The sequence below is a fragment of the Rhodococcus aerolatus genome (genome assembly GCF_054783215.1).
Genome location: NZ_BAAGQZ010000005.1, coordinates 1 through 22,651, shown reverse-complemented (window position 1 = coordinate 22,651; position 22,651 = coordinate 1). Strand labels below are relative to the sequence as shown.

General features: G+C 73.7%; 22 protein-coding genes. 20 read left to right on the top strand and 2 right to left on the bottom strand.

From position 1 onward, the window contains the following. Nucleotides 1-5: 5 nt before the first annotated feature. The 18 genes from thrB to ACYVOF_RS03380 all read left to right on the top strand — a co-directional run bounded on the left by thrB (nt 6) and on the right by ACYVOF_RS03380 (nt 17,736). On the top strand, nt 6-956 hold the full coding sequence (gene thrB / locus ACYVOF_RS03465) for a homoserine kinase (protein ID WP_460864128.1): 951 nt from the start codon (nt 6-8) through the stop codon (nt 954-956). Between the two features lie 359 nt (nt 957-1,315). After that, nucleotides 1,316-3,424, top strand: coding sequence for a transcription termination factor Rho (gene rho / locus ACYVOF_RS03460; RefSeq protein WP_460864286.1), 2,109 nt, complete (start codon nt 1,316-1,318; stop codon nt 3,422-3,424). A gap of 156 nt (nt 3,425-3,580) precedes the next feature. Beyond that, nucleotides 3,581-3,799, top strand: coding sequence for a 50S ribosomal protein L31 (gene rpmE / locus ACYVOF_RS03455; RefSeq protein ID WP_460864127.1), 219 nt, complete (start codon nt 3,581-3,583; stop codon nt 3,797-3,799). A gap of 124 nt (nt 3,800-3,923) precedes the next feature. Then, nucleotides 3,924-5,006, top strand: coding sequence for a peptide chain release factor 1 (prfA, locus tag ACYVOF_RS03450; protein WP_460864126.1), 1,083 nt, complete (start codon nt 3,924-3,926; stop codon nt 5,004-5,006). A gap of 24 nt (nt 5,007-5,030) precedes the next feature. After that, nucleotides 5,031-5,906 carry a peptide chain release factor N(5)-glutamine methyltransferase gene (gene prmC, locus ACYVOF_RS03445; protein WP_460864125.1) on the top strand — a complete coding sequence of 292 codons (876 nt, stop codon included), beginning with the start codon at nt 5,031-5,033 and terminating at the stop codon, nt 5,904-5,906. 37 nt (nt 5,907-5,943) lie between these two features. Beyond that, the gene (locus tag ACYVOF_RS03440; protein ID WP_460864124.1) at nt 5,944-6,600 is read left to right on the top strand and encodes an L-threonylcarbamoyladenylate synthase; all 657 of its coding nucleotides are present in this window, start codon (nt 5,944-5,946) and stop codon (nt 6,598-6,600) included. An 85-nt stretch (nt 6,601-6,685) separates the two neighbouring features. Further along, the gene (locus tag ACYVOF_RS03435) at nt 6,686-7,969 is read left to right on the top strand and encodes a serine hydroxymethyltransferase (protein ID WP_460864123.1); all 1,284 of its coding nucleotides are present in this window, start codon (nt 6,686-6,688) and stop codon (nt 7,967-7,969) included. Between the two features lie 7 nt (nt 7,970-7,976). After that, nucleotides 7,977-9,188, top strand: a complete 1,212-nt coding sequence (locus ACYVOF_RS03430; protein WP_460864122.1) for a glycosyltransferase family 4 protein — start codon at nt 7,977-7,979, stop codon at nt 9,186-9,188. Between the two features lie 9 nt (nt 9,189-9,197). Further along, complete coding sequence (locus tag ACYVOF_RS03425; RefSeq protein WP_460864121.1) at nt 9,198-9,644, top strand: hypothetical protein; 447 nt, start codon at nt 9,198-9,200, stop codon at nt 9,642-9,644. Nucleotides 9,645-9,950: 306 nt separating this feature from the next. Then, nucleotides 9,951-10,745: a F0F1 ATP synthase subunit A gene (gene atpB / locus ACYVOF_RS03420; protein ID WP_460864285.1), complete on the top strand. Its 795-nt coding sequence runs from the start codon at nt 9,951-9,953 to the stop codon at nt 10,743-10,745. A 94-nt stretch (nt 10,746-10,839) separates the two neighbouring features. Next, nucleotides 10,840-11,070 carry an ATP synthase F0 subunit C gene (locus ACYVOF_RS03415; protein WP_460864120.1) on the top strand — a complete coding sequence of 77 codons (231 nt, stop codon included), beginning with the start codon at nt 10,840-10,842 and terminating at the stop codon, nt 11,068-11,070. Between the two features lie 19 nt (nt 11,071-11,089). Further along, entirely contained in the window at nt 11,090-11,650 is a 561-nt protein-coding gene (locus ACYVOF_RS03410) for a F0F1 ATP synthase subunit B (RefSeq protein ID WP_460864119.1), read from the top strand. A gap of 6 nt (nt 11,651-11,656) precedes the next feature. After that, entirely contained in the window at nt 11,657-12,469 is an 813-nt protein-coding gene (locus tag ACYVOF_RS03405) for a F0F1 ATP synthase subunit delta (RefSeq protein ID WP_460864118.1), read from the top strand. 81 nt (nt 12,470-12,550) lie between these two features. Further along, on the top strand, nt 12,551-14,191 hold the full coding sequence (atpA, locus tag ACYVOF_RS03400; protein WP_460864117.1) for a F0F1 ATP synthase subunit alpha: 1,641 nt from the start codon (nt 12,551-12,553) through the stop codon (nt 14,189-14,191). Between the two features lie 9 nt (nt 14,192-14,200). Next, nucleotides 14,201-15,388: a F0F1 ATP synthase subunit gamma gene (locus ACYVOF_RS03395; protein ID WP_460864116.1), complete on the top strand. Its 1,188-nt coding sequence runs from the start codon at nt 14,201-14,203 to the stop codon at nt 15,386-15,388. A gap of 35 nt (nt 15,389-15,423) precedes the next feature. Continuing rightward, entirely contained in the window at nt 15,424-16,875 is a 1,452-nt protein-coding gene (gene atpD, locus ACYVOF_RS03390) for a F0F1 ATP synthase subunit beta (protein WP_460864115.1), read from the top strand. Nucleotides 16,876-16,878: 3 nt separating this feature from the next. Next, the gene (locus ACYVOF_RS03385) at nt 16,879-17,247 is read left to right on the top strand and encodes a F0F1 ATP synthase subunit epsilon (protein ID WP_460864114.1); all 369 of its coding nucleotides are present in this window, start codon (nt 16,879-16,881) and stop codon (nt 17,245-17,247) included. A 45-nt stretch (nt 17,248-17,292) separates the two neighbouring features. Beyond that, nucleotides 17,293-17,736: a DUF2550 domain-containing protein gene (locus ACYVOF_RS03380; protein WP_460864113.1), complete on the top strand. Its 444-nt coding sequence runs from the start codon at nt 17,293-17,295 to the stop codon at nt 17,734-17,736. Between the two features lie 12 nt (nt 17,737-17,748). Here the strand turns inward: ACYVOF_RS03380 and ACYVOF_RS03375 are convergent, their stop codons facing one another. Continuing rightward, complete coding sequence (locus ACYVOF_RS03375; protein ID WP_460864112.1) at nt 17,749-18,321, bottom strand: cob(I)yrinic acid a,c-diamide adenosyltransferase; 573 nt, start codon at nt 18,319-18,321, stop codon at nt 17,749-17,751. A gap of 56 nt (nt 18,322-18,377) precedes the next feature. On the opposite strand from ACYVOF_RS03375, the gene murA reads away from it, so the two are divergent. After that, complete coding sequence (murA, locus tag ACYVOF_RS03370) at nt 18,378-19,640, top strand: UDP-N-acetylglucosamine 1-carboxyvinyltransferase (RefSeq protein ID WP_460864111.1); 1,263 nt, start codon at nt 18,378-18,380, stop codon at nt 19,638-19,640. Between the two features lie 37 nt (nt 19,641-19,677). Here the strand turns inward: murA and ACYVOF_RS03365 are convergent, their stop codons facing one another. Further along, a complete protein-coding gene (locus tag ACYVOF_RS03365) occupies nt 19,678-19,995 on the bottom strand; it encodes a hypothetical protein (protein ID WP_460864110.1) in 318 nt (105 codons plus the stop codon). A gap of 169 nt (nt 19,996-20,164) precedes the next feature. Here ACYVOF_RS03365 and ACYVOF_RS03360 point away from each other — a divergent pair, with 169 nt between their 5' ends. Continuing rightward, nucleotides 20,165-22,180 (top strand): protein meaA, encoded by a 2,016-nt coding sequence (locus ACYVOF_RS03360; protein ID WP_460864109.1) that lies wholly within the window; start codon nt 20,165-20,167, stop codon nt 22,178-22,180. The last annotated feature ends 471 nt before the right edge of the window (nt 22,181-22,651 follow it).

Sequence of the window (22,651 nt, the reverse complement as noted above, 5' to 3'; positions counted from 1 at the left end):
CCGCGGTGAGCGCACCGCTGCCGAGCACGGTCGCCGCCCAGGCGCTCGGCAAGCTGGAGGAGGGCCGCACCGTCACGGTGTCGGTCCCCGCCTCGTCGGCCAACCTCGGGCCCGGGTTCGACTGCCTCGGGCTGGCCCTGGGGCTGTGGGACACCGTCGAGGTGCGGGTCGGGGGGCGCGGCGTCGTCGTCGAGGTCGAGGGGGAGGGCGCAGGGGAGGTGCCCACCGACGGGTCGCACCTGGTCGCACGCGGGCTCATGGCGGGCCTGCGCCGCGCGGGGGTGCGGGCGGACGGGCTGCACGTGCTGTGCCGCAACAGCATCCCGCACTCGCGCGGCCTCGGGTCCTCGGCCTCGGCGGTCGTCGGCGGGCTCGTCGCGGCGAGCGAGCTCGTGGCGGGCGTGGAGGGTGCGCAGCCGCTCACCGAGGAGGTGCTGGTCCAGCTCGCCTCGGAGTTCGAGGGCCACCCCGACAACGCCGCCGCCAGCGTGCTCGGCGGCGCGGTGGTGTCGTGGACCGAGCCCGGCCCGACCTACCGCGCGGTGCGCGTGGCCGTGCACCCGTCGGTCCTGCCGGTCGCGCTGGTGCCCGCGGAGCGGTCGGCCACCGAGGCCACCCGCGGGATGCTGCCCGCGCACGTCCCCCACGCCGACGCGGCGTTCAACGCCGGGCGCAGCGCCCTGGCCGTCGTCGCGCTGGGCTCCCGGCCCGACCTGCTGCTCCCCGCCACCGCGGACCGGCTGCACCAGGCCCAGCGGGCGCCCGCCATGCCGCGCACCGCGGCGTGGGTGGCACGGCTGCGGGAGGCGGGCACCGCCGCGACGGTCTCCGGGGCGGGCCCGACGGTGCTGGCCCTGACGGTGGGCGGGCTGCCCGCCGAGCTCGCCGACCGGGCCGCGGCCGAGGGCTGGCAGGTGCTCGAGCTGCCCGTGGCGGGCGGCGCCCGGCGCACCTGAGGCGCGGCCCCGGGGGTTGTTGCTGCAGGTGGGCGCCGGGGTTATGGTTGCGGCGTCCACCCACCGTGCTCCCGTGCCGGTGGTCCTCCCGAGGCTCTCCCGGGGGGGACCCTCTCGCACGCCTGCTGGTCGCCGGTGCTCCGCACCGCGCCAGTCCGGGGCAGTCCGGGTGTTCACCCCGCCGCCCGACCCCCGTGGGGTCGACGCGGAGCTCTCCTGGCCCGGTGCACCACCGAGGCCGGGGTCGACACCCCGTGCCGCGTGCGTCGGGGAAGGAAAGGACCTCCGTGACCGATACGGACACCGTCACCACCCCCGCCGAGCCCGCCGCGCCGAAGCGCCGTGGCGGGCTGACCGGCATGGTCCTCGCCGAGCTGCGGACCCTCGCCGCCGACATGGGGATCGGTGACACCGCCGGCATGCGCAAGGGCGACCTGATCGTGGCCATCAAGGCCCAGCAGGGTGGCGGCGCGGGCAGCGGGCCCGCCGCGTCGGCTCCGGCGGCGACCGCGCCCGCGGAGACGACCGCGCCGGCCACGACCGCGCCGGACGGCCCCGCCGACGGTGCCACGGCCCCCGGCGACGGTGCCACGGCGCCCGCCGGCGGTGACGCGGCCGACGCCGGCACCACCCCCCGCCGGTCCCGGCAGCGCCGCGGGGCCTCGCGCTCCGCCGGCGCCCCCGAGCAGACCGGCAGCCCGGACGCCGCCGAGCAGGGCAGTCGCGAGCAGGGCAGCCGTGAGCAGGACGGAGGCGATCAGGGCAGCCGCGAGCAGGACGGTCGCGAGCGGACGGACGGTGGCCGGGACCGCGGTGACAGCCACCGCGGTGACACCCAGCACGGCGGCGCGCAGGACGGCCGCGGCCAGCGCCCCGCCCAGCAGGGCCGGGACGCCGTCGCCGAGGGCGGCCGGCAGAACGGCCGCCCGCAGCAGCGCGACGGTGCCGGCGAGCGGGACGAGGACCGCGGCCCCGCCGAGCGGGACGACGACCGCGGCCCCGGCCGCGGGCAGGGCGGCTCCCAGAACAGCGCCTCCCAGAACGGCTCGAGCCAGAACGGATCCGGCCAGAACGGCTCGTCCCAGAACGGATCGTCCCAGAACGCTGCCGCCCAGAACGGCTCCGGTCAGAACGGGCCCGGCGGCCAGAACGGGCAGAACGGCCCGGGCGACGACGAGGAGGGCCGGGGCGGCCGCCGCGGCAGGCGGTTCCGCGAGCGGCGCCGCGGGCGCGACCGGGGCGGCGACACCGCAGGGGGCCCCCAGGAGGAGCGCGACCCGGAGGTCCGCGACGACGACGTCCTGCAGCCCGTCGCGGGCATCCTCGACGTCCTCGACAACTACGCCTTCGTCCGCACCAGCGGCTACCTCGCCGGCCCGGGCGACGTCTACGTCTCCATGGGCATGGTGCGCAAGCACGGCCTGCGGCGCGGCGACGCGGTCACCGGCGCGGTCCGGGTGCCGCGCGAGGGTGAGCAGCAGGGCGGCGGCGGTCGGTCCAACCAGAAGTTCAACCCGCTGGTGCGCATCGACACCATCAACGGCGGTGACCTCGACGCGGCGCGCAAGCGCCCGGAGTTCGGCAAGCTCACCCCGCTGTACCCGAACCAGCGGCTGCGGCTGGAGACCACGCCGAACATCCTCACCACCCGGGTCATCGACCTGGTCATGCCCATCGGCAAGGGCCAGCGCGCGCTCATCGTCAGCCCGCCCAAGGCCGGCAAGACCAGCGTGCTGCAGGCCATCGCCAACGCGATCACGGTGAACAACCCGGAGTGCCACCTCATGGTCGTCCTCGTCGACGAGCGGCCCGAGGAGGTCACCGACATGCAGCGCTCGGTGCGCGGCGAGGTCATCTCCTCGACGTTCGACCGGCCGCCGGGTGACCACACCGCCGTCGCCGAGCTGGCCATCGAGCGGGCCAAGCGCCTGGTCGAGGGGGGCAAGGACGTCGTCGTGCTGCTGGACTCGATCACCCGCCTGGGCCGGGCGTACAACAACTCCTCGCCCGCGTCGGGCCGGATCCTCTCCGGCGGCGTCGACTCCACGGCGCTCTACCCGCCCAAGCGCTTCCTCGGGGCGGCCCGCAACATCGAGCACGGCGGCTCGCTCACGATCATCGCCACCGCGATGGTCGAGACCGGCTCCACCGGCGACACGGTGATCTTCGAGGAGTTCAAGGGCACCGGCAACGCCGAGCTCAAGCTCGACCGCAAGATCGCCGAGCGCCGGGTGTTCCCCGCGGTCGACGTGAACCCGTCGGGCACCCGCAAGGACGAGCTGCTGCTGGGCACCGACGAGTACGCGGTGACCCTGAAGCTGCGCCGCGTGCTCTCCGGCCTGGACTCCCACCAGGCCATCGACCTGCTCATCGACCGGCTGCGCAAGAGCCACAGCAACGCCGAGTTCCTCATGCAGGTCTCCAAGACCGCGCCGTCCGGCCCCACGGGCCGCGACGACGAGGCCTGAGCCGCCGCGCGCCCCGTCCGGGAACACCCGGGCGGGACGCTCGGTTACACGGGTGTCGGCAGGTCGCTAGGATGCCCGTCGGCACACGCCACGAGTCCGGCCCCGGTTCACGTCCCCCGCACGGGTGGGCGACCCGGGACCACGAGAGAGGACACCATGAAGGCAGGGATCCACCCCACCTACGTCGACACCACCGTCGTCTGCGGGTGCGGCAACACGTTCACGACGCGATCGGCCAAGGAGAGCGGCCGGATCAACGTCGAGGTCTGCTCGCAGTGCCACCCCTTCTACACCGGCAAGCAGAAGATCCTCGACACCGGTGGGCGCGTCGCCCGCTTCGAGGCGCGCTACGGCAAGCGCAACGCCGGCAAGTAGCCACGACCCCGACGCCCGTCCTGCTCCGGCAGGGCGGGCGTCGTCGTGTTCCCGGGTCCGGCCCCGCCCGGACCCCAGCCCCGGACTCCACCGCAGCCGGACCGCCCGACCAGGAGGCACCCCCGTGACCAGCCCGACGACCGGCCCCTCGGTGGTGGACGACGTGCTCTCCGAGCACGCGGGCCTGCAGGCCCAGCTGGCCGACCCGGCGCTGCACGCCGACGCCGCCGCCGCGCGCCGGGTGGGCAAGCGCTTCGCCGAGCTCGCCCCCGTGGTCGCCACCCACGAGCAGCTGCTCGCGGCACGGTCCGACCTCGGCGCGGCCCGCGAGCTGGCCGACGAGGACGCCGCGTTCGCCGCCGAGGCCCGCGAGCTCGAGGCCCGCGTCGCCGAGCTCGAGACCCGGCTGACCGACCTGCTGGCCCCCCGGGACCCGCACGACGCGGACGACGTCGTGCTCGAGGTGAAGTCCGGGGAGGGCGGGGAGGAGTCCGCGCTGTTCGCGGCCGACCTGGTGCGGATGTACCTGCGCTACGCCGAGCGCCACGGGTGGCGGGCCGAGGTGCTCGACGCGACCCCGTCGGACCTCGGCGGCTACAAGGACGCCACCCTCTCGGTGACCTCGCGGGCCGATGCCGCCGAGGGCGTGTGGGCCCGGCTGAAGTTCGAGGGCGGGGTGCACCGGGTGCAGCGCGTGCCGGTCACCGAGTCGCAGGGACGCATCCACACCTCCGCGGCGGGCGTGCTCGTCTACCCGGAGCTCGACGACGTCGCCGCGGTGGAGATCGACGAGAAGGACCTGCGGGTGGACGTCTACCGCAGCTCGGGCAAGGGCGGGCAGGGCGTGAACACCACCGACTCCGCGGTGCGGCTGACCCACCTGCCCACCGGCATCGTGGTGACCTGCCAGAACGAGCGCTCGCAGCTGCAGAACAAGGCGCGGGCGATGGAGGTGCTCGCGGCCCGGCTGCAGGCCCTGGCCGAGGAGACCGCGGCCGCGGAGGCCTCCGCCGACCGGCGCAGCCAGGTCCGCACCGTCGACCGCTCGGAGCGGGTGCGCACCTACAACTTCCCGGAGAACCGCATCGCCGACCACCGCATCGGGTTCAAGGCCCACAACCTCGACGCGGTGCTCGACGGCGAGCTCGACCCCGTCCTCGACGCCCTCGTCGCCGCGGACCGCGCGGAGCGCCTCGCCGACGGCTGAGCCCGCCCGTGGCACCCTGGTCCGGTGAGCCGACAACCCCTGCGACTGGCCGTGATCGAGGCGACGCGCGAGCTCACCGAGGCCGGCGTCGAGAACGCGAGGGCCGACGCGGAGCTGCTCGCGGCGCACGTCGTCGGGGTCGAGCGCACCCGGCTGCCGATGGTGCCGCTGGTCGACCCGGAGACCGTCCTCGCCTACCGGGAGCTGGTCGCCGAGCGGGCCCGCCGCGTGCCGCTGCACCACCTCACCGGCTGGGCGGCGATGGGGGACATCACCGTCGAGGTGGGCCCCGGGGTGTTCACCCCCCGCCCCGAGACCGAGCTCCTGCTGGCCTGGGCGCTGGCGACGCTGGAGGGCACCACCGCGCCGCTGGTGCTCGACCTGTGCACCGGCTCGGGCGTGCTGGCGCTGGCCCTGGCCCACGCGCGACCGGACGCCCGCGTGCACGCCGTGGAGTCCGACGCCACGGCGCTGGCCTGGGCCCGGCGCAACCTCGAGGTGCGCCGGGAGGCGGGGGACACCCCGGTGCGGCTGCACCGCGGCGACGCCACCGACCGGCGGCTGCTGGTGCAGTGGGAGGGCCAGTTCGACCTCGTCGTGGCCAACCCGCCCTACGTCCCCGCGGGCACGCCGGTGCCCCCGGAGGTGGCCGAGCACGACCCGGCGGTGGCCGTCTTCGCCGGGGCGGACGGACTCGACGTCATCCGGCCGCTGGTCGGCGTGGCCGCGCAGTGGCTGCGGGTCGGGGGCCACGTCGGCGTCGAGCACGACGAGTCCCACGCCGGCACGGTCGCCTCGCTGTTCGGGGCGCGCACGGTCTTCGCCGACGTCGAGGGCCACGCGGACCTGCTCGGCCGGCCTCGATACACCACGGCCCGCCGGGTGTCGTCCTCCCGCTGACCGCACCGCCCCGGACCACCTGCGAGGATCAGGCCCCGTGAGCACCGTCTTCGACTGCACCCGCCCCGACTCGCGCACCGAGGGGCTGACCGCGGCGTTCCGCGCGCTGCGCGGCGGCAAGCTGGTCGTGCTGCCCACCGACACCCTCTACGGCCTCGGCTGCGACGCGTTCGACGCGGTCGGGGTCACCTCCCTGCTGCGGGCCAAGAACCGGGGCCGGGACATGCCCGTGCCGGTCCTCGTCGGCTCGTGGCAGACCATCGACGGGCTGACCCAGTCGGTCACCCCCGCGGCGCGGGCGCTCGTCGAGGCGTTCTGGCCGGGCGGGCTGAGCCTGGTGGTCGCCGAGGCGCCGTCGCTGCGGTGGGACCTCGGTGACACCCGCGGCACGGTGATGCTGCGCATGCCGCTGCACCCCGTCGCCCTCGAGCTGCTGCGCGAGGTCGGTCCGATGGCCGTCTCCAGCGCGAACGTCTCGGGCCAGCCCCCGGCCACCACGGCCGCGGAGGCGCGCGACCAGCTCGGCGCCTCGGCCGAGGTCTACCTCGACGGCGGGCCGGTCCGGGTGGGCACCGCGTCGACCATCGTCGACCTGACCGGGCCGGTGCCGCGGGTGCTCCGCGAGGGGGCCGTCCCCGCCGAGGCGGTCGCCGAGGCCGTCGGCGTGTCGGTCGCCGACCTGCGCGACCGCTGAGCCGGGCCCGGCACCCACCCGCGGCCACCCCTCTAGACTCGCCCCCGACCCGACCCGCACCCCGACCCCCCAGGAGCGCAGCGCGTTGAGCGAGACCCCGTTCTTCGGCCCCGACTTCGACGCCCTCGCCGAGACCGACCCCGAGATCGCCGGCGTCGTGCTCGACGAGCTCGACCGGCTGCGCGGCGGCCTGCAGCTCATCGCCAGCGAGAACCTCACCAGCCCCGCCGTGCTGGCGGCCCTGGGCTCCTCGCTGAGCAACAAGTACGCCGAGGGCTACCCCGGCCGTCGCTACTACGGCGGGTGCGGGGTGGTCGACCGCGCCGAGACCGTCGCGGTCGAGCGGGCCAAGGAGCTCTTCGGCGCAGAACACGCCAACGTGCAGCCGCACTCGGGCGCGAACGCCAACCTCGCGGTCTACGCGGCGTTCTGCCAGCCGGGCGACACCGTGCTCGCCATGAGCCTGCCGCACGGCGGGCACCTGACGCACGGCTCCAAGGTCAGCTTCTCCGGCAAGTGGTTCAACCCGGTGCCGTACTCGGTCCGCAAGGACACCGAGCTCATCGACTACGACGAGGTCCGCGACCTGGCCCGGGCCCACCGGCCGAAGGTGATCGTCGCCGGGGCCACGGCCTACCCGCGGCTGATCGACTTCGCCGCGTTCCGCGAGATCGCCGACGAGGTCGGCGCGGTCCTCTGGGTCGACGCCGCGCACTTCATCGGTCTCGTCGCCGGGAAGGCGATCCCGTCCCCGGTGCCCTACGCCGACGTCGTCTCCGCGACCACGCACAAGGTGCTGCGCGGACCCCGCGGCGGCATGCTGCTCTCCCGCGCCGAGCACGCCAAGAAGCTGGACAAGGCGGTGTTCCCCTTCACCCAGGGCGGCCCGCTGATGCACGCCGTCGCGGGCAAGGCGGTGGCCTACAAGGAGGCCGCGACCCCGGAGTACCAGGCGTACGCGTCGTCGGTGGTCGGCAACGCCGCCGCGCTGACCAAGTCCCTGGAGTCCGAGGGCATGCGCGCGGTCTCGGGCGGCACCGACACCCACCTCGCGCTGCTCGACCTGCAGGGCCTGGGCATCTCCGGCGCCGACGCCGAGGCCCGCTGCGACGCCGCCCGGATCACGCTGAACAAGAACGCGATCCCCTACGACCCGGCCCCGCCCATGGTGGCCTCGGGCATCCGGGTGGGCTCGGCCGCGGTGACCACCCAGGGCATGGGCGAGGCCGAGATGGCCGACGTCGCCCGGCTCATCGCCGCCGCGGTCCGCGCCGAGCACGGCACGACCGAGGGCGACGCCGCGCTGGCCCGGATCGCCGACGAGGTCTCCGCGCTCGTCGCCACCCACCCGGCGTACCCCCGCGGCTGAGCCGGGCGTGGTCGTGGCGCAGGGGCTGCTCGCCGAGGCGGGTGGGCTCCTCGCCCAGGCGGGCACCACCCGGGGCGGGGTGCCGGTCCGCGAGCTCGCCCTGGTGGGCCTGACGGCCGCGGCGGCCACCTTCCTGCTCACCGGGCTGGTGCGGGTCCTCGCGGTGCGCACCGGGGCGGTCGCCTACCCGCGCGACCGCGACGTCCACCTGACCCCGACGCCGCGGCTCGGCGGGCTGGCCATCTTCGGCGGCCTGCTCGCCGCGATGTACCTCGCCCACCAGCTGCCCGCGCTGGCCCGGGGCTTCGAGTTCACCCCCGACCTGCAGGCCGTGCTGGTGGCCGGTGCGGTCATCGTCGCCGTCGGGGTGCTCGACGACCGGTTCGGCCTCGACGCGCTGACCAAGTTCGCCGGCCAGGTGACGGCGGCGGCGGTGCTGGTTTACCTCGGGCTCTCGTGGTTCCTGTTCTACGACCCGTTCGGGGAGGGCGGGCAGGCCTCGGTGCTCGTGCTCGACCAGCTGCAGGCCGGCCTGGTCACGGTCCTGCTCACCGTGCTGCTGGCCAACGCGATGAACTTCGTCGACGGGCTCGACGGGCTCGCGGCGGGCATCGCGCTCATCGCCGCGCTGGCCACCTGCGCGTTCTCCCTCGGCCTGCTGCGCAGCTCCGGCGGCGACGTCTCCTACTACCCGCCCGCGCTCATCTCGGCCGGGCTGGCCGGGGCGTGCCTGGGCTTCCTGCCCCACAACTTCCAGCCCGCCCGGATCTTCATGGGCGACTCCGGGTCGATGCTGCTCGGGCTCGTCCTGGCCGCGGCGTCCACCAGCGCCTCGGGCCGTGTGCAGCCGGGGCTCTACGGCTCCCGGGACCTGCTGGCGCTGCTGAGCCCGGTCATCGTCGTCGCGGCGGTGGTGTTCATCCCGCTGCTGGACCTGCTGCTGGCGGTGGTCCGCCGCACCCGGGCGGGCCGCAGCCCCTTCAGCCCGGACAAGATGCACCTGCACCACCGGCTGCTCGAGATCGGCCACTCCCACCGCCGGGCCGTGCTGCTGATCTACCTGTGGGCGGGCGTGCTCGCCTTCGGCGCCGTGGCCGGCACCCTGTTCGACCCGCTGGTGGTCGCCTGGGCCGTGGCCGCCGGGCTGCTGCTCGCCCTGCTCGCCTCGACCGTCCCGCGGCTGCGCGACCCGCGCCACCCCCGCCACCCCACCCCCTAGGAGACCGCGATGACCCCCGCCCCGGACCGCCGCGACCCGGACCGGCCCGACCCGTCCGCCCCGCTGCGGGCGGCCGTCCGGTCCGGGGCCGTGGGTGCCGTGGGCCTGGCCGTGGTCGCCGGCGTGCTCGGGCTGCTGGTGCGGGGCACCCCCGGGCTGTGGGGCGGGCTGCTCGGTGCGGCCGTCGCCGCGGCGTTCGTGGTGTTCACCGCCGTCGCTGTGCTGCTCACCCGCGACCTCGCCCCGACCGTCTCGGGCGCGGTGCTGCTCGGCAGCTGGATCGTCAAGCTGCTGCTGCTCGTCGTGGTGCTCGCCCTGCTGCGGGGCCTGACGTTCTACGACCGGACCACCCTGGGGCTGACGGTGGTTCTGGCCGCCGTGGGTCTGCTGAGCCTGGAGACGCTGGCCGTGCTGCGCACCCGGGTGCCCTACGTAGACCCGGAGCCCAGCGCCTAGGCAGGCCCCGCCGGGGGAGACCCTCCTGGCGCTCCGGAGTCCCACGGGTTGGTAAGGTTTGCCACAGGCGGTAGAACTTCGGCCCCGGACCCCGGTCCGTGCCGACGTGCTGCTGCCGGGGACGGGGGTCCCGGCACCGCCGGACCCCCGGAACCACCGTCGACAGTGCCGCCGACCCCTCATCCGTGACAGAGTCGGGGCACGACAGGCGGGCACGCCCGGTCGTCGTGCTCCACGGCGGCGACCACCCGTCGACCTGACCGTCCGACCGGGCCCGACAGGCCCGGCCAACCACGGGAGAGACCGCTGAGCGCCATCCTGCTGGCCGCCGCCGAGGGCGGGGGCTACACGCCGCCCTCGATCGAGGAGTTCTACCCGCCCGCCATCCTGTTCGGCGGCACGATCTTCGAGATCAACCGCGTCATGATGGTCAAGCTCATCAGCACCGTCGCGCTGATCGGGTTCTTCTTCCTGGCCTTCCGCACCCCGCGCATCGTGCCGCGCGGCCTGCAGAACGTCGGGGAGATCGCGCTGGACTTCGTCCGGGTGCAGATCGCCGAGGAGATCCTGGGCAAGGAGCAGGGGCGACGCTTCCTGCCGGTCATCGCCATCACCTTCTTCGCGGTGCTGGCGGGCAACCTCACCGGCGTCATCCCGTTGCTCAACATCTCGCCCAACGCGTTGATCGGGACGCCGCTGATCCTGGCCGTCGCCGGGTGGATCACCTTCAACGTCGCCGGCATCCGCAAGTTCGGCTTCGGCGGGCACCTGAAGAACACGGTCGTCGTGCCCGACCTGCCCGGCGCGCTGACCGTCTTCGTCGGGATCATCGAGGCCATCTCGACGTTCCTGATCCGGCCCTTCACGCTCACCGTGCGACTGCTGGCCAACATGCTGGCCGGTCACATCCTGCTGGTGCTGTTCTTCGGCGCGACCAGCTACTTCCTCAGCGAGCTCAACCTGCTCACCATCGCGGCTCCGTTCACGTTCCTCGTCGGGTTCGCGTTCACGCTGTTCGAGCTGCTGGTCATCGCGCTGCAGGCCTACATCTTCACGCTCCTCGTCGCCGTCTACACCGACCTGGCGCTGAACGCCCACTGATCTGCTCCACCGTCGGCGACCGGGCCGGCGCCACACCTGACCGGCCGGGGAGCCCTCCCCGGAGCGGCCAACAGAAAGGGAACGGAAACCCCAGATGAACCTCGCCCAGCAGCTCTCCGGGACGATCAACACCGGCGCGATCGGCTACGGCCTCGCCGCCATCGGCCCCGGCATCGGCATCGGTATCGTGGTCGGCAAGGCCATCGAGGGCATCGCACGCCAGCCCGAGATGGCCGGCCAGCTGCGGACCACGATGTTCCTGGGCATCGCCTTCACCGAGGCGCTCGCCCTGATCGGCATCGTCGCCGGCTTCCTGTTCGCCTGATCCGGACGAGGCCGACGACATGACTGACGGGACCCTGGTCCTCGCCGCCGAGGGAGGCGAGAACCCGCTCATCCCCGCGTCCTACGACCTGATCTGGTCCACGGTCAGCCTCGTGCTGATCGCGTTCTTCTTCTGGAAGTACCTGCTGCCGCGCGTGCAGCGGACGCTGGCCGAGCGCAGCGAGAAGATCGAGGGCGGGATCGAGCGGGCCGAGCAGGCCCAGCGCGAGGCCCGGGCGGCCCTCGACCGGTACAACGCCCAGCTGGCGGAGGCGCGCGGCGAGGCCGCGCGCATCCGCGACGACGCCCGGGCGCAGGGCCAGCTCATCATCGAGGAGATGCGGGAGCAGGCCCAGGAGGAGAGCCGTCGGATCGTGGCCGCGGGGCAGAGCCAGCTCACCGCCCAGCGCGCCCAGATCGTGGCCGAGCTGCGCGGCGACCTCGGCCGCACCGCGGTGGACCTCGCCGAGCGCGTGGTCGGCGAGCGGCTGGCCGACGACACCGCGCGGTCCGCGACCGTGGACCGCTTCCTCGACGAGCTCGACGCGATGTCCGGCTCCGGCCGGACGCGGGGGGAGTGAGCAGCCGTGGACGCCGCCAGTCGTGAGGCCCTCGCAGTCGTGCGCGACCGCGTCGGGTCGGGCACGTCCGACGCCGACGCGCTGACCCGCACCGGCTCGGACCTGTTCGCCGTGGTCGGGGTGCTGGACCGGGAGCGGGCGCTGCGCCGCACGCTCGCCGACCCGGCCACCGACCCCGCGTCGCGCAGCGGCCTGGCCGAGCGGCTGCTCGACGGCAAGGTCTCCGACGCGGCGCTCGCCGTGGTGCGCGAGGCCGCGTCCCAGCGCTGGTCCTCCGCGCGCGACCTCGTCGACTCCCTCGAGCTCCTCGGCCAGGAGGCGGTCCTGCGGGCCGCCGAGCAGCGCGGTGAGCTCGACGCCGTCGAGGACGAGCTGTTCCGGCTCGGCCGCATCGTGGCGTCCTCCGCCGCCCTGGAGCGGGCGCTGGCCGACCGCACCGCGACCGCCGAGGGCAAGCTCTCGCTGGTGGCCGGGCTCGTCGACGGCAAGGTGGCCGACGCGACCCGCCTGCTGGTCGACCAGGCCGTGGTCCGCCTGACGGGGGAGCCCGCCGACGCGCTCGACCGGCTGTCCCGGCTCGCCGCGCGGCAGCGCGAGCAGTCCGTGGCCCGGGTCCGCACGGCGGTCCCGCTGAGCGAGCAGCAGTCCGACCGGCTGACCACCAGCCTGTCGCGCATCTACGGCCGCGACGTCACCGTGCACGTGGAGGTGGACCCGGACATCACCGGCGGCCTCGTCGTGCAGGTGGGCGACGAGGTCATCGACGGCAGCACCGCGGGCCGGCTCGCGGCACTGCGGACGCGCCTCGGCGGCCGCTGACGCGCCACCCCGGCCCGTCCCCGCGGCGCGGCCCCACCAGACAACCCGAACCGAGACCGACCCGACGGAGAGCAGGACACCATGGCGGAGCTGACGATCTCCTCCGACGAGATCCGTAGCGCAATCGACAGCTACACCGAGAACTACGCCCCGGAGGCCTCCCGCGAGGAGGTCGGCCTGGTCACGGACACCAGCGACGGCATCGCCCACGTGTCCGGCCTGCCCAGCGCCATGAGCAACGAGCTGCTGGAGTTCCCCGGCGGCGTGCTCGGCGTGGCCCTCAACCTCGACGCGCGCGAGATCGGCGCCGTCGTCCTCGGCAACTACGAGGACATCGAGGAGGGCCAGGAGGTCCGGCGCACCGGCAACGTGCTCTCCGTCCCGGTCGGCGACGGCTTCCTCGGCCGCGTGGTCAACCCCCTCGGCCAGCCCATCGACGGCCTCGGCGACATCGACGCCGAGGAGCAGCGCGTCCTCGAGCTGCAGGCAGCCTCGGTGCTCGAGCGCCAGCCGGTCAAGCAGCCGCTGCAGACGGGCATCAAGGCCATCGACGCCATGACCCCGATCGGCCGCGGCCAGCGCCAGCTCGTCATCGGCGACCGCAAGACCGGCAAGACCGCGGTCTGCGTCGACGCGATCATCAACCAGAAGAACGCCTGGGACACCGGCGACCCGGAGCAGCAGGTGCGCTGCATCTACGTCGCCGTGGGCCAGAAGGGCTCCACCATCGCGGGCGTCAAGGCGGCCCTCGAGGACGCGGGCGCGATGGAGTTCACCACCATCGTCGCGGCCCCCGCCTCGGACTCGGCCGGCTTCAAGTGGCTCGCTCCGTACTCCGGCTCGGCCATCGGCCAGCACTGGATGTACCAGGGCAAGCACGTCCTCATCGTGTTCGACGACCTCACCAAGCAGGCCGAGGCCTACCGCACGATCTCGCTGCTGCTGCGCCGCCCGCCGGGCCGCGAGGCGTTCCCCGGCGACGTCTTCTACTTGCACTCCCGCCTGCTCGAGCGCTGCGCCAAGCTGTCCGACGAGCTCGGCGCCGGCTCGATGACGGGTCTGCCGATCATCGAGACCAAGGCCAACGACGTCTCGGCCTACATCCCGACCAACGTCATCTCCATCACCGACGGCCAGTGCTTCCTGGAGTCCGACCTGTTCAACCAGGGCGTGCGGCCGGCGCTCAACGTCGGCATCTCGGTCTCCCGCGTGGGTGGCTCGGCCCAGATCAAGGGCATGAAGAAGGTCTCGGGGTCGCTGCGCCTCGACCTGGCGCAGTACCGCGAGCTGGAGGCGTTCTCGGCCTTCGCCTCCGACCTCGACGCCACGTCCAAGGCGCAGCTCGACCGCGGTGCCCGGCTCGTGGAGCTGCTCAAGCAGGGCCAGTACTCCCCGGTGCCCGTGGAGGAGCAGATCGCGGTCATCTACCTCGGCAGCGAGGGCCACTTCGACTCCGTGCCGGTCTCCGACGTGCGCCGCTTCGAGACCGAGCTGCTGGAGGACCTGCGCCGCAACAACGAGGGCATCCTGGGCGAGATCCGCGAGTCCAAGGCGCTGTCGGACGAGAACGGCCAGCGCCTGGTCGACGCCACCGACGCGTTCAAGGAGAACTTCGAGGCCTCCGACGGCAGCTCGGTGGTCCGGGAGAAGAAGTCCGAGGCCATGGACGCCGAGGACGAGGAGAACGAGAAGGTCACCGTCAACAAGAAGTCGGGGAAGTGACCGCCTGACATGCCCGCACAGCTGCGCGAGCTCCGCCAGCGGATCCGCTCGGTCAACTCGACCAAGAAGATCACCAAGGCGCAGGAGCTCATCGCCACCTCCCGCATCACCCGGGCGCAGGCCCGGGTGGAGGAGTCCAAGCCGTACGCGGAGGAGATCACCCGCGTGCTGACCGCCCTGGCCAGCGCGTCGTCCAACCTCGACCACCCGCTGCTCACCGAGCGGGAGAACCCGACGCGGGCCGCCGTCCTGGTGGTCACCAGCGACCGGGGGATGTGCGGGGCGTACAACGCCAACGTGCTCCGCACGGCCGAGGAGCTGCAGCAGCTGCTGCGCGACCAGGGCAAGGAGCCGGTGCTCTACGTGCTCGGCCAGAAGGGCGTCTCCTACTACGGCTTCCGTGGCCGCGAGGTCGAGGCCTCGTGGACCGGGTTCTCCCAGCAGCCGGGTTACGACGACGCGGCGCAGGCCAGCGAGCGGATGGTCGCCTCGTTCCTCGCCGGCGCGGAGCAGCCGGTGATGATGGTGGACTTCGCGGGCACCTCGGTGGAGCACTCGCCGAACCTGCGCTCGGCGATGACCGAGTCGGGCCCGTCGAGCGCCGACGCACCCGACGGGGCCGAGGAGGTCGAGGTCTCCTCGGCGGGCGTCGACGAGATCCACGTCGTCTACACCAAGTTCGAGTCGATGCTCACCCAGACGCCGATGGCGCGTCGCGTGGCGCCGCTCGAGGTCGCCTACGACGACGACGGCGAGGCCACCCCGGACGACGTCGAGCTCGTGGGCCGCGCCGGCGGTGCCGACTACGACGGGGACGACGGCGACGGCGACGGCGGCGAGCGGTCCTCGTCCGGCTCGGGGCAGGAGTCCGGGCGCGAGTCCGGGCACGAGTCCTCGGGCAAGCGCTCCGAGGGGCCCACGCCCAACTACGAGTTCGAGCCCGAGCCCGAGCAGCTGCTCGCGGCGCTGCTGCCGAAGTACGTGGGCACGCGGATCTACGCGGCGCTGCTCGAGTCGGCGGCCTCGGAGTCTGCGGCCCGGCGCACGGCCATGAAGGCGGCGACGGACAACGCGAACGAGCTGGTGAAGACGCTGAGCAGGCAGGCGAACCAGGCTCGGCAGGCCCAGATCACCCAGGAGATCAGCGAGATCGTCGGTGGCGCGAACGCGCTGTCAGCCGGCGCGGACGTCGACTAGACAGCTCACCTGAGACAACACGAGGGACCACGCACATGACTGCAGCAACCACTTCCGCCCCCGAGCAGAGCTCGGACTCCGACGGCGCCGGTCGGATCGTCCGCGTCGTCGGCCCCGTCGTCGACGTCGAGTTCCCCCGGGGCCACATCCCCGACCTGTTCAACGCGCTGCACGCCGAGGTGGCGCTGGAGCAGGTCGCCAAGACGCTGACCCTCGAGGTCGCCCAGCACCTGGGGGACAACCTGGTGCGCGCGATCTCGATGCAGCCCACCGACGGCCTGACCCGGGGCATCGAGGTCACCGACACCGGCAAGCCGATCTCGGTGCCGGTCGGCGACGTCGTCAAGGGCCACGTCTTCAACGCCCTGGGCGACTGCCTCGACGCGCCGGGCACCGGCCGCGACGGCGAGCAGTGGGGCATCCACCGCAAGCCCCCGGCCTTCGACCAGCTCGAGGGCAAGACCGAGATCCTCGAGACCGGCATCAAGGTCATCGACCTGCTGACCCCCTACGTGCAGGGCGGCAAGATCGGCCTGTTCGGCGGCGCGGGCGTGGGCAAGACCGTGCTCATCCAGGAGATGATCCGCCGGGTCGCCCAGGAGTTCGGTGGCGTGTCGGTGTTCGCCGGGGTCGGCGAGCGCACCCGTGAGGGCAACGACCTCATCGAGGAGATGACCGAGTCCGGCGTCATCGAGCAGACCGCGCTGGTGTTCGGCCAGATGGACGAGCCGCCCGGCACGCGCATGCGCGTCGCGCTCTCGGCCCTGACCATGGCCGAGTACTTCCGCGACGTGAAGGAGCAGGACGTCCTGCTCTTCATCGACAACATCTTCCGGTTCACCCAGGCCGGCCAGGAGGTGTCGACCCTGCTGGGCCGCATGCCCTCCGCCGTGGGCTACCAGCCGACGCTGGCCGACGAGATGGGCGAGCTGCAGGAGCGCATCACCTCCACCCGGGGCCGGTCCATCACCTCGCTGCAGGCCATCTACGTGCCCGCCGACGACTACACCGACCCGGCGCCGGCGACCACCTTCGCCCACCTCGACGCGACCACCGAGCTCTCCCGGGCCATCACCCAGAAGGGCATCTACCCGGCGGTCGACCCGCTGACGTCGACGTCGCGCATCCTCGACCCGGCCGTCGTCGGTGACGACCACTACCGGGTCGCCCAGGAGGTCATCCGGATCCTGCAGCGCTACAAGGAGCTGCAGGACATCATCGCGATCCTCGGGATGGACGAGCTCTCCGAGGAGGACAAGGTCCTCGTCGGCCGGGCCCGCCGCCTGGAGCGCTACCTGGGCCAGAACTTCTTCGTGGCCCAGCAGTTCACCGGCCAGGAGGGCTCCTACGTCCCGCTCAAGGACACCGTCGAGGCGTTCGACAAGGTGACCAAGGGCGAGTACGACCACCTGCCCGAGCAGGCGTTCTTCTCCACCGGCGGGCTCGACGACGTCGAGGCGAACGCCAAGCGCATCTCGGAGAGCTGAGCCGTGGCGGAGATGGACGTGCAGCTCGTCGCCGTGGAGCGCCGGCTCTGGTCGGGCACCGCGACGTCGGTGCTCGCGCAGACCACCGAGGGCGAGATCGGCATCCTGCCCGGCCACGAGCCGGTGCTGGGCCAGCTCGTCGAGGGCGGCATCGTCATCGTCACCCCCACCGAGGGCGACCGGGTCGTCGCCGCGGTGCACGGCGGGTTCCTCTCCGTGACGGCGGGGACGGTGTCGGTGCTCGCCGAGTCGGCGGACTTCGCCGAGGACGTGGACGCCGACGGCGCCCGCCGCGAGCTCGACGAGGCGGGGGACGACGCGGTGGCGTCCGCCCGCGCCAAGGGGCGGATCAAGGCGGCCGAGCGCGCCTGACGCGCTCGGCCTCGGCCGGGGAGAGAGAGGCAGGCGCGCAGGTCGGTGCTGCTGCAGGTGGCGGAGGTGCTGCTGGTCGTCGTGGTGGTCCTCGGCGCGCTGCTCGTGCTGCGGCGCGTGCAGCTGCTCCGCCGCGGCGGCTCGATGGTGGTGCTGCGCGGCCTGCCCGCCCCCGAGGGCCGGGGCTGGCGGCACGGCGTGCTCCGCTACGACGAGGAGGCGCTCGAGTTCTACCGCGTCTCCAGCGTGCGGCTGGGCCCCGACCGGCGGGTGGCGCGGCGGCGGCTCACCGTCGCCGACCGCCGCCGCGCCCGGCCGGCGGAGCGGGAGACGGTGCCGCCGGGCTGGACCGTTCTGCTGCTCGACGACGGCCGCGGCGAGGTCGAGCTCGCGCTGGCCGGCGGCTCCCTGACGGCGTTCCTCGCCTGGGTCGAGTCCAGCCCGCCGAGCCGGCGCGACCGCGGCCGACCGGGGACCCGGCGGCGCTGACCGGGCCGGTCCTCAGCGCTCCCCGCCGGGCTTCCACAGCACGTCGCCGTCCGGGTTCGCGAGCCGGCCGAGGATGAACAGCAGGTCCGAGAGCCGGTTGAGGTAGGTGGCCGGGACGGGGTTGGTGTCCTCCGGGGAGGCGGCCAGCTGCGCCCACGCGCTGCGCTCCGCGCGCCGCACGACGGTGCGGGCCACGTGCAGCAGCGCGGCGGCCGGGGTGCCCCCGGGCAGGATGAACGAGGTCAGCGGCTCCAGGCGCTCGTTGAGCTCGTCGCACCAGCCCTCGAGCCGGGTGACGTAGTCCTCGGTCACCCGCAGCGGCGGGTACGGCGGGTCCTCGACCACCGGCGTGGCCAGGTCGGCGCCCGCGTCGAACAGGTCGTTCTGCACCCGCCGCAGGATCGTCACGACCTCCTCGGCGGGCCGGCCCACCGACAGCACCACCCCGATGGCCGCGTTGGCCTCGTCGCAGTCGGCGTAGGCGACGAGCCGGGGGTCGGTCTTGGAGACCCGGGAGAAGTCGCTCAGCCCCGTGGTCCCGTCGTCGCCGGTCCGGGTGTAGATGCGGGTCAGGTGCACGGCCATGGGGCGACGCTACCGCCGTCGGGGGAGCGGCCCCGGCGGCACTAGGCTCGGGAGTCGTGAACGAGCACTTCCGGGTCACCGGCGGCGGGCGCCTGGTGGGCGAGGTGGCCGTCGGCGGGGCCAAGAACAGCGTCCTCAAGCTCATGGCGGCCGCGCTGCTGGCCGAGGGCACCACGACCATCACCAACTGCCCCGAGATCCTCGACGTCCCCCTCATGGCGGAGGTGCTGCGGGGCCTGGGCTGCGACGTCGAGCTCGAGGGCGACGTCGCCCGCATCACCACCCCCGCGCAGCCGCACCACCGCGCGGACTTCCCCGCCATGGGGGCCCTGCGCGCGTCGGTGTGCGTGCTGGGGCCGCTGGTGGCCCGGTGCCGCCGCGCCGTCGTCGCACTGCCCGGCGGGGACGCCATCGGCTCGCGGCCGCTGGACATGCACCAGGCCGGGCTGCGCCAGCTCGGCGCGACCAGCGCCATCGAGCACGGCTGCGTGGTGGCCGACGCCGAGGGCCTGCACGGCGCCGAGGTGTGGCTGGACTTCCCGTCGGTGGGGGCCACCGAGAACATCCTCATGGCGGCCGTCCTCGCCGACGGCACCACGACCATCGACAACGCCGCCCGCGAGCCCGACATCGTCGACCTGGTGGTGATGCTGCAGCAGATGGGCGCGCGGATCTCCGGGGCAGGCACCTCGACGCTGACCGTGGAGGGCGTGACGAGCCTGCAGCCGGCGACGCACCGCGTCATCGGCGACCGGATCGTCGGGGCCACCTGGGGTGTCGCGGCCGCGATGACCTGCGGCGACGTCCGGGTGACGGGAGTGGACCCCGCCCACCTCAACCTGGTGCTGGAGAAGCTGCGCAGCGCCGGGGCCACCGTCACCCGCGAGCCGCTGGGCTTCCGGGTGGTGCAGCCCGAGCGGCCGACGGCGGTCGACTTCGTGACGCTGCCCTTCCCGGGGTTCCCCACCGACCTGCAGCCGATGGCGATCGGGCTGGCCGCGATCTCCGACGGGACCTCGATGATCACCGAGAACGTGTTCGAGGGCCGGTTCCGGTTCGTCGAGGAGATGGTGCGCCTGGGCGCCGACGCCCGCACCGACGGCCACCACGCCGTGGTGCGCGGCGTGCCCCGGCTCTCCAGCGCCCCCGTGTGGGCCTCGGACATCCGCGCCGGCGCCGGCCTCGTGCTGGCCGCGCTGTGCGCCGAGGGCACCACCGAGGTGTGGGACGTCTTCCACGTCGACCGCGGCTACCCGCACTTCGTGGAGAACCTGGCCCGCCTCGGCGCGGACGTGGTGCGGGTGCCGGCCGGGGACTGACCGGCCACAGGCCCCCGACGGGCGGCAGCGGCAGGGGTCAGCCGGTGGCGCCGCGGGCGAGCACGGTGCGGGCGTCGGCCTCGTCGGCGGGGAACACCAGGACGGCGTGGCCGCCCTCGCCCGCGGGGGAGACGGTGGCCTTGACCCCCGCCCCGGCCAGGCGGGCCCGCAGCTCGGCCGCGGCCACCGCCGTGGGCACGCGGCCCACCTCGACCAGCAGGCCGTAGCCGTGCCCGCTGCGGTGGTTGGGCGCGGGCATGGTCCGCGAGTCGCCGAAGGTCCACCACAGCAGCACGCCGAGCAGCACCACGGCGAGCAGGGCCAGGGTCGGCCCGTAGAGACCGGGGAGCGTCACGCCGGACATCGTGCGCCGACGCCCCAGAGGGGACAACTCGGCCCCGCCCCCGAGCGCCGGGGACCGTCGTGAGGCCCGGACCACACCCGGGAGACCCCCGCAGCGCCGTCCCCTACGCTGCGTTCACGCTCGTCATCGGTGACGCAGCGCGGATCTCGCGGAGGTTGACGTGCCTTTTCCCAGCGACCGTGGACGCGACCGCCCCTGGGTGATGCGAACCTACGCGGGCCACTCGTCCGCGGCGGCGTCCAACGCCCTCTACCGGCGCAACCTCGCCAAGGGCCAGACAGGCCTGTCGGTGGCGTTCGACCTGCCCACCCAGACCGGGTACGACCCCGACGACGAGCTGGCCCGGGGCGAGGTGGGCAAGGTCGGCGTGCCCGTCACCCACCTCGGGGACATGCGCGCGCTCTTCGCCGACATCCCGCTGGACGAGGCGAACACGTCCATGACCATCAACGCTCCGGCGATGTGGCTGCTGGCGCTGTACCAGGTGGTGGCCGAGGAGCAGGCCGAGGCGGCGGGCCTGGACCGGGAGAGCGTGCTGGCGACCCTGGCCGGCACCACCCAGAACGACATCATCAAGGAGTACCTGTCCCGCGGGACCTACGTCTTCCCCCCCGCGCCCAGCCTGCGGCTGATCACCGACATGGTCGCCTACACGGTCACGACCATCCCCAAGTGGAACCCGATCAACATCTGCAGCTACCACCTGCAGGAGGCCGGGGCCACGCCCGTGCAGGAGGTCGCGTACGCGCTGTGCACGGCGATCGCGGTGCTCGACTCCGTGCGGGACTCGGGCCAGGTGCCGGAGGAGCGGTTCGGCGAGGTCGTCGGCCGCATCTCGTTCTTCGTCAACGCGGGCCTGCGCTTCGTCGAGGAGATGTGCAAGATGCGCGCCTTCGGCCAGCTGTGGACCGAGCTGGTGGAGCAGCGCTACGGGGTGACCGACGCCAAGCAGCGGCGCTTCCGCTACGGGGTGCAGGTGAACTCGCTCGGGCTCACCGAGGCCCAGCCCGAGAACAACGTGCAGCGCATCGTGCTCGAGATGCTGGCCGTCACGCTGTCGCGGGACGCGCGCGCCCGCGCGGTGCAGCTGCCCGCGTGGAACGAGGCGCTGGGCCTGCCCCGGCCGTGGGACCAGCAGTGGGCACTGCGGATGCAGCAGGTGCTGGCGTTCGAGACCGACCTGCTCGAGTACGAGGACCTCTTCGCCGGCAGCCACGTCGTCGAGGCCGCCGTCAAGGAGATCGTGGACGGCGCCCGGGAGGAGATCGACAAGGTCCAGGCCATGGGGGGCGCGGTCGCCGCCGTCGAGCAGGGCTACATGAAGTCCGAGCTGGTGGCCTCGCTCGCGGAGCGCCGCCGCCGGATGGAGTCCGGGGACGATGTCGTCGTGGGGGTGAACCGCTTCGACGGGACCGAGCCCAGCCCCCTGCAGGTCGAGGGGGCGGGCGCGATCGAGGTGGTGGACCCCCAGGTGGAGGCCGCCGCGATCGTCGCCGTGCAGGAGTGGCGGGCCGGGCGCGACGCCCAGGAGGTCGACGGCGCGCTGCGCGGGCTGAAGGACGCCGCCAAGACCGAGCAGAACCTCGTCGAGGCCAGCGTGGTGTGCGCGCGCGCCGGGGTGACCACGGGGGAGTGGGCGGGCGCGCTGCGGGAGGTGTTCGGCGAGTACCGCGCCCCCACCGGCGTCTCCTCCGCCGCGGCCGTGGGGGAGGCGGGGGCCGAGATCGCCCGCGTCCGCACCCGGGTGGCCGAGGCCGGGGAGCAGCTCGGGGAGCGGCTGCGGCTGCTGGTGGGCAAGCCGGGCCTCGACGGGCACTCCAACGGGGCCGAGCAGATCGCCGTGCGCGCCCGGGACTGCGGGTTCGAGGTGGTCTACCAGGGGATCCGGCTCACCCCGGCGCAGATCGTCGCGGCCGCGGTGCAGGAGGGCGTCCACGTCGTGGGGCTCTCGGTGCTGTCGGGCTCGCACCTGGAGGTGGTGCCCGCCGTGGTGCGGGGGCTGGCCGAGGCCGGAGCCGGGGACGTGCCGGTGATCGTCGGCGGGATCATCCCGCCGGAGGACGCCGCGACCCTGCGCAGCGCCGGCGTGGCCCGGGTGTTCACGCCCAAGGACTACTCGATGACCCAGATCATGGACGAGATCGTCGACGTGGTCCTGGCGGCGCAGACGTCCTGAGACCGGCCGGGGTGACGCAGGTCACCCCGGCCCAGGTCTGGACGTGGGGGGTCCGGAGGGGCAGGGTCGAGCTCGCGGGGAGGGGCGCCCACCACGGTGACCAGCACCTTCTCCCGCGCTGCCCGGGCTGCCCGCGTCGGTGTCCAGGGGATTTGACGCGTGCTCCCCGCCCGGGTAACTTTCTTCTTGCGCCGCACGGCAGAGCGCGAGACGGGCCAGGCAGTCAAGACCAGCCAGCCGGATCTCGACCACCGACGTCGGCGCCCTCCAGCTCGACCGGGTCCTCGGACCGCAGTCAGCTGGGACGTCCAGCCAGACCGGGGTTTGCCCCGGTACGGTCGGGTGTGTAGGTTAGAGTGGTTGCCCCGCTTGCGGGATCTGGTTCTTGGGACTGGGTTCTGGGGTGTGGGTGTGTTCTTTGAGAACTCAACAGTGTGTCGATGAATGTCAGTGCCAAATTTATGTTTTGTG

Excerpts from the sequence above, each read along its gene's own strand:
- rho (WP_460864286.1), top strand. The coding sequence starts at position 1,316 with ATGGTCCTCGCCGAGCTGCGGACCCTCGCCGCCGACATGGGGATCGGT.
- rpmE (WP_460864127.1), top strand. The coding sequence starts at position 3,581 with ATGAAGGCAGGGATCCACCCCACCTACGTCGACACCACCGTCGTCTGC.
- ACYVOF_RS03425 (WP_460864121.1), top strand. The coding sequence starts at position 9,198 with ATGACCCCCGCCCCGGACCGCCGCGACCCGGACCGGCCCGACCCGTCC.
- ACYVOF_RS03415 (WP_460864120.1), top strand. The coding sequence starts at position 10,840 with ATGAACCTCGCCCAGCAGCTCTCCGGGACGATCAACACCGGCGCGATC.
- ACYVOF_RS03410 (WP_460864119.1), top strand. The coding sequence starts at position 11,090 with ATGACTGACGGGACCCTGGTCCTCGCCGCCGAGGGAGGCGAGAACCCG.
- atpA (WP_460864117.1), top strand. The coding sequence starts at position 12,551 with ATGGCGGAGCTGACGATCTCCTCCGACGAGATCCGTAGCGCAATCGAC.
- ACYVOF_RS03395 (WP_460864116.1), top strand. The coding sequence starts at position 14,201 with ATGCCCGCACAGCTGCGCGAGCTCCGCCAGCGGATCCGCTCGGTCAAC.
- atpD (WP_460864115.1), top strand. The coding sequence starts at position 15,424 with ATGACTGCAGCAACCACTTCCGCCCCCGAGCAGAGCTCGGACTCCGAC.
- ACYVOF_RS03375 (WP_460864112.1), bottom strand. The coding sequence starts at position 18,321 with ATGGCCGTGCACCTGACCCGCATCTACACCCGGACCGGCGACGACGGG.